This is a genomic window from Paenibacillus sinopodophylli (genome assembly GCF_005930355.1).
In the GTDB taxonomy this organism is placed as follows: Bacteria; Bacillota; Bacilli; order Paenibacillales; family Paenibacillaceae; genus Pristimantibacillus; species Pristimantibacillus sinopodophylli.
In genome coordinates this window covers 1,130,337-1,142,822 of record NZ_VDBO01000001.1, presented here as the reverse complement: position 1 = coordinate 1,142,822, position 12,486 = coordinate 1,130,337, and the positions used below count along the sequence as shown (strand labels likewise).

Annotated in this window: 12 protein-coding genes; 11 read left to right on the top strand and 1 reads right to left on the bottom strand. The window is 46.5% G+C overall.

Translation table 11 applies throughout. From position 1 onward, the window contains the following. The first annotated feature begins 21 nt into the window (after positions 1-21). Together FGT79_RS05080 and FGT79_RS05075 are read left to right on the top strand one after the other, a co-directional pair. A complete protein-coding gene (locus FGT79_RS05080) occupies positions 22-570 on the top strand; it encodes a GNAT family N-acetyltransferase (protein ID WP_138751663.1) in 549 nt (182 codons plus the stop codon). A 95-nt stretch (positions 571-665) separates the two neighbouring features. Further along, on the top strand, positions 666-1,613 hold the full coding sequence (locus tag FGT79_RS05075; RefSeq protein ID WP_138751662.1) for an aminoglycoside phosphotransferase family protein: 948 nt from the start codon (positions 666-668) through the stop codon (positions 1,611-1,613). A 252-nt stretch (positions 1,614-1,865) separates the two neighbouring features. On the opposite strand, the gene FGT79_RS05070 is transcribed toward FGT79_RS05075, so the two are convergent. Continuing rightward, on the bottom strand, positions 1,866-2,618 hold the full coding sequence (locus FGT79_RS05070; RefSeq protein WP_138751661.1) for an SDR family oxidoreductase: 753 nt from the start codon (positions 2,616-2,618) through the stop codon (positions 1,866-1,868). Positions 2,619-2,770: 152 nt separating this feature from the next. Here FGT79_RS05070 and FGT79_RS05065 point away from each other — a divergent pair, with 152 nt between their 5' ends. The 9 genes from FGT79_RS05065 to FGT79_RS05030 all read left to right on the top strand — a co-directional run bounded on the left by FGT79_RS05065 (position 2,771) and on the right by FGT79_RS05030 (position 12,389). Next, positions 2,771-3,292, top strand: coding sequence for a TetR/AcrR family transcriptional regulator (locus tag FGT79_RS05065; RefSeq protein WP_138751660.1), 522 nt, complete (start codon positions 2,771-2,773; stop codon positions 3,290-3,292). 607 nt (positions 3,293-3,899) lie between these two features. Next, a complete protein-coding gene (locus FGT79_RS05060; protein ID WP_138751659.1) occupies positions 3,900-4,241 on the top strand; it encodes a PadR family transcriptional regulator in 342 nt (113 codons plus the stop codon). After that, on the top strand, positions 4,238-5,065 hold the full coding sequence (locus FGT79_RS31795; protein ID WP_246096155.1) for a permease prefix domain 1-containing protein: 828 nt from the start codon (positions 4,238-4,240) through the stop codon (positions 5,063-5,065). Before FGT79_RS05060 ends, FGT79_RS31795 begins: the two co-directional genes overlap by 4 nt. Before the next feature lie 69 nt (positions 5,066-5,134). Continuing rightward, positions 5,135-5,275, top strand: a complete 141-nt coding sequence (locus tag FGT79_RS30955; protein WP_171056082.1) for a hypothetical protein — start codon at positions 5,135-5,137, stop codon at positions 5,273-5,275. Positions 5,276-5,466: 191 nt separating this feature from the next. After that, positions 5,467-5,901, top strand: coding sequence for a hypothetical protein (locus FGT79_RS05050; protein ID WP_138751658.1), 435 nt, complete (start codon positions 5,467-5,469; stop codon positions 5,899-5,901). A 182-nt stretch (positions 5,902-6,083) separates the two neighbouring features. Beyond that, entirely contained in the window at positions 6,084-7,631 is a 1,548-nt protein-coding gene (locus tag FGT79_RS05045; RefSeq protein ID WP_171056081.1) for a spore germination protein, read from the top strand. Between the two features lie 22 nt (positions 7,632-7,653). After that, the gene (locus FGT79_RS05040; RefSeq protein WP_138751656.1) at positions 7,654-8,862 is read left to right on the top strand and encodes a Ger(x)C family spore germination protein; all 1,209 of its coding nucleotides are present in this window, start codon (positions 7,654-7,656) and stop codon (positions 8,860-8,862) included. 16 nt (positions 8,863-8,878) lie between these two features. Next, positions 8,879-9,961: a GerAB/ArcD/ProY family transporter gene (locus FGT79_RS05035; protein ID WP_138751655.1), complete on the top strand. Its 1,083-nt coding sequence runs from the start codon at positions 8,879-8,881 to the stop codon at positions 9,959-9,961. A gap of 94 nt (positions 9,962-10,055) precedes the next feature. Next, entirely contained in the window at positions 10,056-12,389 is a 2,334-nt protein-coding gene (locus tag FGT79_RS05030) for a methyltransferase domain-containing protein (protein ID WP_171056080.1), read from the top strand. The last annotated feature ends 97 nt before the right edge of the window (positions 12,390-12,486 follow it).

Below are 12,486 nucleotides of genomic sequence, written 5' to 3'. Positions count from 1 at the left end.
AGAGGAAGTGCGGAGGATATCATGAATCATATATCGGTTCAATTGTGTGGACGTAAATGCAAGTTTATCATCAATAATCTGTACCCGTTGTATTTGCATGATTTGGCAGGGATTCGCAATGTGCTTCCGAATAAATACGGTGTTTTCGAGGAAGAAGAGCAATATCAGACACTAGAACAACAAATACCTGTATTTGATATTTGGTGGGAAAAAGAGGGTGTGCTATTCCCCTACCTCATAACAGTCGATGCTGTACCAGCAGGCTTTGTATTTGTGGCAACACCTCCATATGTGTTAGATCATTGTGACTTTATGATAAACGAAGTATTCATACTAAGACCATTCAGAGGCAAGGGAATAGGCGAATATGCTGTATCCGAAATTTTTAATTGGCATCGAGGGAGCTGGATGCTCTATACGACTCCGACCGATAATAATTCGAAAACAATAAGTTTCTGGAGAAAAGCATTATCCCGGTACACGAATCATCAATTTACGGAAGAAGATAAAGAGCTGCATGATGTTGGCTTAAACAAGGTTTTCAAATTTAACAGTATGAAGAGCGTTTAGAGGGCGGGAAGTCACTTGGCATTCGGTCACGAATCGGATAGATATCTGATTTTGAACTTGATTTGGTTGTTAAAATAGAGAAAGAAGGGTTAAGCATGAGTCAATCGATGAATCGGTATGAACGATTTCGGAACTCTATCCCTCTACTAGTACACAGCAAGAAGCTTGAACAAATTCACAAGGGATACTCAAGTGACGACAAATACATCGTATATAATAGAAATGGTCACCCTTCATATATACTAAGAACCTACAGCATTGATCAGGATAAAAACAAGAGATTGGAATTTAGCAGACTCCAGCTGATGGAAAAGCATGATGTGAAATGTTCTAGACCTATTGAAATTGGGACTCTTCCTGAACAAGAACTTGGTTACATGATTGTCTCATTTATCGAGGGGAACGAAGCATCAGAAGAGCTGCTGCTTTTAACGGAGGAAGAGCAATTCAACATTGGCGTTCAAGCGGGCTTGGAATTAAAGAAGATCCATCAGGTTAGCTGTCCTGATCATATGAAGTCTTGGGGTGAAAGAATGGCCGCCAAGCATCATCAATACCGAGTGGAGTATGCCAAATGCGGAGTTGCGATAAATAACGAAGAGAAGTTGTTATCCTTTATAGATGACAAGCTGCACTTAATGAAGGACAGGCCGAACCTTTTCCAACATGATGATTACCATATTGGCAATCTCATCGTTAAGGACGGGAAGCTTTCAGGAATCATTGATTTCAACAGATACGACTGGGGAGATCCCATTCATGAATTTGTGAAGGTCGGTATTTTTAGTGCAGAGGTTAGTGTGCCTTTTTCAGTCGGTCAAATCCAGGAATACAATCATTATAATGAGCCCGACGATGAGTTCTGGCAACTTTATTCACTCTATCTAGCCATGATGCTAGTCTCATCCATCGTATGGATTCTGAAGGTGAAACCGGATGAGTCCGATATCATGTTGAAGAAGATCCACAAGGTAATGGATGATCATAACAACTTTGAACGTATGATTCCCAAATGGTACAGTCAGTTTCAAGCTAAGGTTTGACTGGGCATTCTAGTATCAAATCGTTTACAAAGAGAAGGCCATCTTCCAGAGGATGGCCTTTAGATTTGCCGTTATAGATTGGACGGAGAACCATATCTTAAGAAACGGTAAGTTTATGCCAGAGATTCAACTAAATAACTCGAATTGAGAGATCTATCGATGCAGGAAGACAGCTGGTGAGAGTGTTGGTAGCAGAGAACTTTCGTCGGGTGATGGTAAATATAGCATGAAAGTGAACTATAAATGAACCCATCAGCCCCGCGCCATCGCATTCGAAAGGGTGTCCGGAAAGTATTTACCCGCAAAGCGCAATAGTTTGGAGAAGCCCGGAACGACCCTCTTTTTGTTTTTCTCCATCCCTTGGATCCCGTGCTTTACGAGTGTATCCAGACTCATACTGGGAATGCTGTCGTTTTGCCCGTCAGGGAGCAGATTGGTTTCCGCAACGAGGGGTGGGATAAGTTCCATCACATGTATGTTCTTTTTCGATTTCTTGAGTTGGATTCGAAGCGCATCGGTAAACATATGCACGCCCGCCTTTGTAGCCGAATAAACGGGATGAAGGGGTGAAGTGACATAGGAAAGACCTGAGCTTACGGTTACGATCATAGCTTCATTTTGTCTGGCCAATTGCGGGAGCAGCGCTTGCGTCATCCAGATGGTTCCGTTTAAGTTCGTTTCGATCTCTGCGGTAGCCCGCTCCAAATCAAGGCTATCGTCCATCAATTCGAATGCGCGCATAATACCTGCCGAGTTGAACAGAATCGAGACTTCAGGATAGTGGTCACGAAGGGTTGCGGCCATTTCGCGAACGGAGTTCGCATTGGAGACGTCGCCACGCAGCCCAATGAGCCCATTATGTTTGTACGACACTTGATCGAGGGTCGCTTGATTTCGTCCAATGACGATGACTTTATTGCCGCGATTCAGTAATTCCAAAGCGAATGAAAGACCGATGCCTGAGGTGCCGCCTGTAACGACGATTGTACGATTTGAAAGATTCATGAAGGACTCTCCTTTTTCTAGTTACGTTTTCTTCATTTTGTAACCTGTGAACGACCTAAGCATATAATGCTAAGTTACAAAAGTCAACAGTTGTAACCTATGGTGTCAATCGGTATAATAAAATCATGAAAAACTTAAGCAGAGAACTCATAATGGAAACCGCACATCGAATGGTTATCGAACAAGGGATGGAGAAAGTCAATCTGTCAAAGGTAGGCTCTGAGCTCGGGACGACTCATGCTGCGATCTACAAGTATTTTTCAGGCAAGGAAGAGTTATGGACTGAGCTTGCGTTGTCGTGGCTGGATCATGAACTTGCGCAGCTGTTTCCATTTGATACGGACAAGTACTCGTCTAAGAAGGATGTCGTACACGATTGGTTATGGGCATTAAGTGGATCGAAATATGAAGCTTATGTACGTGAGCCTGAAATGTTTAAGTTGTATACAGCCTATATCGATCAAAATCCGAAGGTCGTTGCTCGGCACATCAGCGATTTGGTGGACAGCTTGAAGGCAGCAAGTGGCATTGAGGAAGTTGGGCGACTGTATGCTATTTTAATGGCTTTTTCTTATTTTTCCGCGCCAGCTTATGCAGACAATTGGCTGCGTATGGATTTCAAAGCAGAGTTTGAAGCGGTCTGGAAGCTGATCGAGGCGGGGATTGCGAATTAGATGCCTGTGATGTGCATGTCTCTGAAGAATTTGCGGGCTGAACTACAACATGAATAGGAAAAGGGAGAGCAAACTAATCGGGAATTCGAACAGAAATTCGTCAATCGTCAAAATTGAAAACAAATCGTAAACAAATTACGATTTGTTTACTCACTTGTAAGCTGCCAGCTTGATTGGTGGCCTTTTTCCGCTGACGTTATGAACAAGGTGAGATGAAGGAAGAGGTCACCCCAAAAAGGATGGCTTTTAAACTTGCTGTTACAGACAGCGGGGAGAATCGTATCACAAATAAGGGCAAGTTTTTTTGCGTAATTCCTTGAGGAGCTTGGGTTTGAATATCTGTATGCGAGCCAAGGAAACGCTAGAAAGGTTCAACAGGTTATCGTGTCCGCTCTTTGTTGCTTCTCGTCGATTCCCTCTCAAAAGGGGGTCTCGGCTCTAGGTCGAAAATATAATATATGTGCCAAAAATGGATTTAACCAATAGTAAGCTAAACGAACAGGAATCTTCGAGGATGAATAGATTTATATACCTTGCATTATAGAGTAATTTATACTATAAATAAATTGTATAAGTTTACATTTCTGTATGTTGTGGAGGTGAGGATATGGAAGTTAATAAAGAGGTATTAAAAGGCCATATAGACACAATAATACTCTCCCTGTTGTACAACAAAGAAATGTACGGTTACGAAATTGCCAAATTAGTACGAGAAAATAGCAGAGAACAATTTGAATTGAAAGAAGGCACGCTTTACTTGTCATTGAAACGGATGGAGACAAATGAGTGGATTTCTTCTTACTGGAGTGACGATCAAGGACCAGGAGGAAGAAGGAAATATTATAGAATGACGCCCTTGGGTGAAGAAACATTCAAACAAAAACGCTTGGAATGGCAGTTCATCAAAGGAATAATAGATTCATTTTTGGAGGGAGGAGATAGGAAATGAAGGAAATCGAAGCATTTGTCGATTCTGTCTATCAAAATACGGGTGGAAATAAAAAAGAAATAAAAGAATTACAAGCTGAAATGAGAAGCCACCTTCTGGAAGCCGTACACGAATTGAAAAATGAAGGGAAATCGGAGCAAGAAGCCGTTCAGCTTGCAATCGAACGTTTTGGTGGAGAACAGGAAATGCGTGCCGAAATTTCTCAGCTTTATCACAAACAGAAGTTATTTGCAAAAGGGTTGTTGTTTGCAGCTATAACGGTACTTATCGTCGTTATATTTTCTTTTCAATTCCTGTATCAACGCGATTATTTGAGTAGTAATGATTTTCCTCATCGCTTTAACGAAAAGATAATTGATAGTCTACAAGACCACGAATCAATGACAGAAGAAGTAAAAAAAGAAGTTGAATCCATTGTACAAAGCAATAAAAGAGTAAACAAAATAGAAATTTACAATACCAAGGGTATAGAGGGGAATGAGTTGCTTAATTACTTGGACAATTCTAAACCTCTCTATTCGTACTCTGAAGATGTTAATACGCCAAGATGGCTATGGGCAGGATACTATCAAGGTGGTAACGGCATGGGGAATTGGTTTGTATACACGTCTGCATTTGGTTATTATGTAGTATCCATCTTAATTCTTGTAGTGGGAATCGCACTATATTGGGCTTTATTTACAATTTGGGCCATTGTCTATGCTTTCCATACGACAAAGAAAGCAAGTGTCGTATGGATGCTAATTTTCTTGTTTTTTAACATTATAGGTTTCGTGGGATTCCTTTTGATTAATAAAAATTTATTTAAACGTATTCAAGCTTAATCCATAATGATTTGATTAGGCTGATGGGAAACGATTGTAAAATAATTCGAGATCAAAGAAGGGGATAAAATGAATCAGAAATGGCGATGTGCTGTAGACCAAGTCATCCAACTATCCGAGCAAGAGCACAAAAAGCTAACATTAACGTTTGATGTCCAATACATAGATTTCTTGAAGATGGATAAGGAACCGCTTGGAAGCTACCAATGATTCATTTGTATGGGGGGTGTTATTTTGGAAATCGGAATTGTTGGTGATTATAGCCCTGAGTATTCATCACAAAAGCTACTATTTTTTGGATAACCAAGAGGAAAAGACCATTGGATGACGAATACAATATTTACAAAATATGAATGACGCAGCGAGCAGCCGAAGATGGAAGAATGGAAGGAGCTTCGTTGGTGGAGAGTAACAAAAAGGTTAGCAAACGTTTGAAGTGGTTATTGTTTTTCTCAATCCTCGCACTTGCTGTCAACCCCTTTACCGTATCTGCAAGTGTAAATGATTATTCGCTGAAAAGGTTCAGCAGCCAGCTAGCTAATGTACCCTTACCCCAAAAAACGAATAGGGTTGAGAGCTATGATCGAGTAGGAGGAATAACGGGGAACGGGGATAATTGTGACTTTAAAGCAGGCATTACTTATGAAACCGAGCTAAGCGAAGAGGAAATACGAGCCTACTACAGCGGTTTAGAGCTGAGGAGTGCGAAGGGGCAAGGGCAGGTCGAGATCGGCTTGCTGTTTAAAGAGGTGAAATGGAAGACGGACAATCTCGTCTACGAGATTTATATTTTGGATGAGGGCCATAAGGCTGGATTCGATATACGCTGCACCTAGCTTGCAAGCGGATTTCCATAAAGGCCGGTATCCGAACAGGTAGCTCATGCAAGTGAAACCATACAAGAAACAGGGCAGTCCACCTAGGGCTGCCCTGTTTCTTATGCGCTAGGAAGCATGCGTACATATTTCGTTCCATAATGCGCCAAAATAGAAGCAACATGGAAACGAAAGGTGCCGTTATGAACAAACAAAACGCCGGAGAGTTTACGCCGTTTAGTCCATCGCTGCAAGCAAACGTCGAAACGATTCGCCATCGCTTCGGGGGCAGTACAGATATCGTCATTCGCATGTTCCGCAGCGACGCGGCACCAGATCGCGAGGTTGCGATTATTTATGTGGACGGGATTGTTGATTCAGAGACGATTAACGAGAGTGTCATGGAGCCGTTAATGTCGATGAAGCTGCCTCCGCATGCATACGTGAAGGGCGGTAAGCTTCTAGAGGCGCTGCGCAGCTGTGTAGTATCTATAGGATCGGTGCAGGAAATCCAAAATCTGGAGCAGGCGCTTCAATACATGACGGATGGTCTATGCGTCATTATGGCGGATGGCAGCGCAGCGGCATTGACGGCGGATGTGAATGGCGGCGAGTATCGGGGAGTGACGATTCCCCAAACCCAAACGGTTATACGGGGACCGCAGCACGGCTTCGTCGAGAATGTGCGGACGAATATCAGCTTAGTCAGGCGCATTATCCGCTCGTCTGATCTCCATATTCAGATGCATAAGATCGGACGGCAAACCCATACGAATGTCGCTGTTCTGTATTTGAATGGAATAGCGGATGATGGCATCGTGAAAGAGGTTTACCGTCGATTAGCAGCTATTGATATTGATGGTGTGCTGGAGAGCGGCTATATTGAAGAATTCATTCAAGATGAAACGTTCACCCTATTCCCAACACTAATGAATACGGAGCGGCCCGATACGATTGCGGCTGCCCTGTTAGAAGGAAGAGTAGCGGTAATGGTGGACGGATCGCCGATTGCCTTGATGGCACCGACGACTTTTTTTACCTTCTTCCAATCGCCGGAGGATTATTATCAACGTTTTGACATTGCTTCATTTGTCCGAATCATTCGTTACGGCGCGTACGTCGTGTCTATTCTCCTTCCTGCCCTGTATATCGCAGTGACGACCTATCACCAAGAGATGCTGCCTACGACGCTGCTCATCAGTCTGGCAGCACAGCGGGAAGGGATACCATTCCCTTGTCTGGTCGAGGCTCTGCTGATGGAGCTAACCTTTGAGGTACTGCGCGAGGCGGGGCTGCGAATGCCGCGGGCAATCGGACCGGCGATATCGATTGTCGGTGCACTCGTACTCGGGCAGTCGGCAGTGCAGGCTGGCATCGTATCGGCTGGCATGGTTATTATCGTATCCTTCACAGCTATTTCGAATTTTGTCATGCCGGAATTCAATATGGCAGCTACTTCACGAATTATCCGCTTCCTCTTCATGATTATGGCGGGTATATTCGGTTTTTTCGGTATTTTCATATCGGTGCTGCTCATGCTGATTCATCTGGTTTCGCTGCGTTCCTTCGGCGTGCCGTACATGTCCCCAATGGCGCCTGGACCTACAAGGCAGGGACCGTGGCGGGATGTGTTTGTAAGGCTGCCATGGTGGGCGATCGTACTTCGACCGATGGATTTGAACCTGCGGAATCCGAAACGCCGGCCAAACGGAAAAAAACCGCCGGCCCAGCGTCATTCTGACAAAGCATAATGGGAGGGAGAGAAGAACGACAATGAACAAATGGAGACTGCTGCTGCCGCTGCTTGCATGTCTGCTTGTTACGGGCTGCTGGAACCGCGTGGAGCTGAACGATATTGCGGTTATTTCGGCAACCGGCGTAGATTGGAAGGAAGGGAACTGGGTACTCACGTATCAGGTCGTCATCCCGCAGGCTATTTCCAGTCAGGGCGGTGCGAGCAACTCGGCGGCAGTCAATGTATTCTCCACCAAAGGCCCAAGCTTCCGCAGCGCAGTAAGCAAGGCGAGTCAAGAGACCTCGCGTAAGCTTTATTTCTCACACACCCAGATCATTATCGTCGGTCAGGAAGCAGCGCGGAAAGGGATGGCACCGCTCCTCGACACGTATTTGCGCAATCACGATTCCCGTGAAACCGTAAGCGTCTACCTGTCCAAAGGCAGCGCGAGGCGCATGCTGGAGCAGCTCATTCCGCTGGAGAAAATTCCTGGAGCAGCCATACAACGGATGATTACGAATGAAGAGATGAATAGCTCGAACTTCCGCCAAATGACAATCCACCAAGTGCTGCTGGATTTGCTTGGAACGACGCATGCGACCGCTTTGCCAGGGCTTGTTGTCTCCGGTACGAACGAGAATATTGTTCGTGCCGAGCAGTTGTCCCATACGAGCACGCCGAGCAAGATAAGATTGTCGGAGCTTGCGTTAATAGCTGACGATAAACTCGTGGGCTGGATTGATAATGAAGAGAGCTTGGGTGTTATGTGGTTGTCTAATCATGTGAAAAAAACGACCGTTCCGTTCGCATGCGAAGAGGAAGGCGAGGCTCATAAAAATTCGTCTATTCGGATTACGAATGCGAAGACGGGGCTTCGCCCTCAGCTGTCAGGCGGCAAATGGACGATGCATGTCGATGTAACAGCATCAGGCACGCTAATGGAATACAATGGCGAAGGCGACTTGTCTAAACCTGAGCAGGTAAATAAAGTCGCGACCTGCATTGAAAGTGAAATTGCCGCCATTATGGAGCAAGGCTGGACGGCTGTTCAGAAGCATAAAGTCGATGTAATTGGGTTCGGCGACGCTATTCGGAAGAAATACACTAAGCAATGGTCAAAGATGTCGGGCAATTGGCCGCAATTGCTGCCAGATACAGAAGTAAAGCTGTCGATAAACGTGAAAATTAAATCGACGGGTATGAGTGCGAGCGGATTTAAGAAGGAACAGAAGAAGGACGGCGGGTAAGCAGGAAGGAGATCATATGCAGCAGATCGGGAAAAATCAGCTTTCTATATTGATTATCGTCTTTATGATCGGAAGCACCCCTTTGTTCGAGCTCGGTATTAAAGCCAAGCAGGATGCTTGGCTAGCGATGACGGTAGCCGCGGTGGCCGGTCTGCTGCTCACGTTCATGTATGTTCACATCCAGAAGCGAGCGCCTGGGGCGGAGCTTGCCGAGCTGCTCACTATGCATTTTGGCCGCTGGATCGGCGGCTTTATCGCTGTACTATACGTTATATGGTTTTCATACGAGTCGATGCGCAACGTACGGGATGTTGGCGAGCTTACGACAATGGCGCTGCTCACTTCTACGCCAAAGTGGATCGTTATGCTGCTGATCCTTACTGCAGGGGCATACACGGTTAGCAAGGGACTTGAGGTGTTTGTACGTGTTGTGCAACTGCTGTTTCCCATAGCGCTGCTTAGCTACGCCTTTATTGTACTGCTGCTGCTTATAACAAGGCTGCCAAAGCTAACGCAATTGCTCCCTATTCTAGAGAATGGCATTACACCAGTATTAACGGCTGCGTTTCCTGATGTGCTTGGTTTTCCGTTTGGACAAATGGTTATTTTTCTCGTCTTCTGGAAGCATGTGAGTGAGAAAAAAATAATTGGCCGCGCATCCTATTGGTCGTATATTGGGGTGTCAATCTTTCTGATCTTTATGAATGTGGTTGTGCTATGTGTGCTGGGACCGGAGCTGGCCGCAATAACGGCTCTTCCGCTGCTCGAAGTGGTGCAGATGATTCGGCTGGCGAATATACTTGAGCGCTTGGATGTCATTGTTACACTGCTGCTGTACATCGGACTTTACGTAAAGATGACGGCTCTGTATATGGCTGCAGTATTTACGCTGAAGGCTGTGCTGGGCATCGCCTATCGATTATGCGTGCTGCCTATCGGTCTTGTCATATATGGCACGGCGTTTTTGGAGCCCAATAACACTTATCATCTGTGGATCGGACTCGATATTACGCTCAAGATCGTACCCGTATTTCAAATTCTGCTGCCGTTGCTTCTGCTCATAGTCGGCATGAGGAAGAAATACAAGCAGGCGAAATGAGCTGCCTTCTATCACGAGTTTCTCACCCAAACGGCTGTTCCAACATAATTTATGGAATGGATGAACGGTCGACGACGGCTTGAGGGGGATACGCGTGAGCGATGCCAGTAGAAGGATAACAAGTATTATACTTGTTACTTATAATAAGCTTACCTATACGAAGCAATGCGTGGAGAGCATTCGGCGCCATACGCAGCATGGCAGCTATGAGCTGATTGTGGTGGATAACGCGTCGACGGATGGTACGGTGGAATGGGCCGAGAATGAAAGCGATATTACGCTAATACAAAATCATACCAATGCGGGCTTCCCGAAAGGCTGCAACCAAGGTATGGCGGCCGCTTCGGGCGAGTTTCTTATGCTGCTCAATAACGATACGATTGTGACGCCAGGCTGGCTTGACGGCTTGCTGCGCTGCTTGCTTAGCGATGAAACCATAGGAGCGGTCAGCCCCGTTACGAACTCCGCTTCCTATTGGACAACGATTCCAGTTACCTATCAGACGATTGAAGAGATGGAGCTGTTCGCATCCGCACTGCATGCGATTCCGGATCGTACGAAATGGGAAGAGCGGGTTAAGCTGGTCGGTTACTGCATGCTCATGCGGCGCGAGGCAACCGAGCGGGTGGGGCCGCTTGATGAGTGCTTCGGTATCGGCAATTTCGAGGATGACGATTACGGCTTGCGGCTGCGGCTAGCAGGCTACAAGCTCATCTTGTGCGGGGACACCTTTATTCATCATTACGGTAGTGTATCTTTCAGCTCGGAGCCGGAGGCTTACCGGAAAACGTTTGAGAACAACACGAATATTTTCAAGGTGAAGTGGGGCTTTCATCCCGGGGAAGCGACGCATATCCGAATGGATTTCAGTACGGTAATCAGGCGGGAATCTCATGGCTACAAGCGCGAGGGCTGCGCAATTCTGGAAATCGGCTGCGGCTGTGGAGCGACCATCCTTCATATGAAGCAGCAATTTCCTGGCGCGGCTTGGTTCGGGGTCGAGCGCAACGAGCTGGCTGCACGGGTTGCCGAAGGGTCAGGGATTACCGTATTCCGCTCGAGTGAGCCAGATGATTGGGTGCTCCCGGATGAAGGCTTGAGCGGCATTATTATCGGAGATGCTCATGCGTACGGAACGCCGCAAACGATGAAGCGGCTTGTCAGCTTGCTGGCACCAGGGGGCTGGATTGCCGGATGCTTCGCCAACCGATTCTATTATGCGAACATTAAGCAATATCTAGATCCGGCGAATGTGAACGCACAACGCCAAGCGGTCATGCAGTACACGATGCAGCAGGTTAATCAATTATTTGTGCAATCGGGCTTCTCGTATGTGAAGGTCACGCTTGCTGAGAATAAGCCTGAGGATGAGCAAGCTTATATCCGTATGCTTGAGCAGTTGACGGACGAAGCGATCTCGAATGAGCTGACAGCTGCCTATTTGCTCGTATATGGACGTTTAGGACATGATGATGGCCAGCAGGAAACAGCTGAGCAGGAGCAAGCGCAATCTACTGCGACAGAGAGCAGCGAATCGGAAGCGGGGAAACAGTTGGAGGAGCCCGCACTAGTAGTGTCAACGGCTGAGGACGTTGACGAGTTAGAGACGAAGACCGCCGTGCCGGAGCAAAAGCAGGAGCAGTCTGACGAAGTAGCGGAACAAAACGATGTGGCATTTACAGGTGAGCGCCTTGTCGTCAATCGAACTGTGAAGCAAGACTACAGCAGCGTGTACAATGAGCATATGAGTCGTTATGTATTTGCAAGCCGGTTGGTAAGTGGTCTTCGAGTACTGGATGCGGCTTGCGGAGCAGGTTACGGCAGCGAGATGCTGAAGCGATCCGGTGCAGCTGAGGTCATTGGTGTCGATGTGGATCTTGCTTCGCTTGAGCTGGCGAAACGCGATTACGGGGGCACCGATATATCGTTCGTAGAAGGAGATGTACTGGCGCTGCCCTTCGGGGATGCATCCTTCGATGTCGTCGTTTCGTTCGAGACGATTGAACATGTTGCATCAGGCGCAGATTGGATCAAGGAATCGGCCCGGGTACTGAAGGAGGGCGGTTTGTTTATCGTCTCGACACCGAACCGGACTGTTACGAATACGCCCATTTATTTCGAAGAGCTGCCCTTCAATCAGCATCATCGCTTCGAGTATCGTACAGCAGAGCTTATTGGGGAGCTGGTACAGCATTATGCTGTCGAGGCTGTTTATGGTCAAAATGTGTACGATGATTCATTGTTTCCTACGATGCGCTGGCTGCGCGAGCTTCACGGTATTGCACCGGATCGGGCAGAGGCGCATAAGCGGACATGGAATCCGCATGAGCTGATTCCGCTGCACGAGATAAAGAGCGCGGAGCCTATGTACATCGTTGCCGTGTGCAGAAAGAGCAAGCGTTGGCCGTACGATGCTCGTCATTCTTAAGGTGAACCGGCTGGCTGTCTCCTTCCTTTGGCGATGCGTTCATTCCGAGAAATATAAAGCATGTATAGCCTACGGATACACTTTACTATATTTCAAA

Coding starts and splice junctions, on each gene's coding strand:
- FGT79_RS05075 (WP_138751662.1), top strand. CDS start 666: ATGAGTCAATCGATGAATCGGTATGAACGATTTCGGAACTCTATCCCT.
- FGT79_RS31795 (WP_246096155.1), top strand. CDS start 4,238: ATGAAGGAAATCGAAGCATTTGTCGATTCTGTCTATCAAAATACGGGT.
- FGT79_RS05045 (WP_171056081.1), top strand. CDS start 6,084: ATGAACAAACAAAACGCCGGAGAGTTTACGCCGTTTAGTCCATCGCTG.
- FGT79_RS05080 (WP_138751663.1), top strand. CDS start 22: ATGAATCATATATCGGTTCAATTGTGTGGACGTAAATGCAAGTTTATC.
- FGT79_RS05035 (WP_138751655.1), top strand. CDS start 8,879: ATGCAGCAGATCGGGAAAAATCAGCTTTCTATATTGATTATCGTCTTT.
- FGT79_RS05070 (WP_138751661.1), bottom strand. CDS start 2,618: ATGAATCTTTCAAATCGTACAATCGTCGTTACAGGCGGCACCTCAGGC.
- FGT79_RS05065 (WP_138751660.1), top strand. CDS start 2,771: ATGGAAACCGCACATCGAATGGTTATCGAACAAGGGATGGAGAAAGTC.
- FGT79_RS05040 (WP_138751656.1), top strand. CDS start 7,654: ATGAACAAATGGAGACTGCTGCTGCCGCTGCTTGCATGTCTGCTTGTT.
- FGT79_RS30955 (WP_171056082.1), top strand. CDS start 5,135: ATGAATCAGAAATGGCGATGTGCTGTAGACCAAGTCATCCAACTATCC.
- FGT79_RS05060 (WP_138751659.1), top strand. CDS start 3,900: ATGGAAGTTAATAAAGAGGTATTAAAAGGCCATATAGACACAATAATA.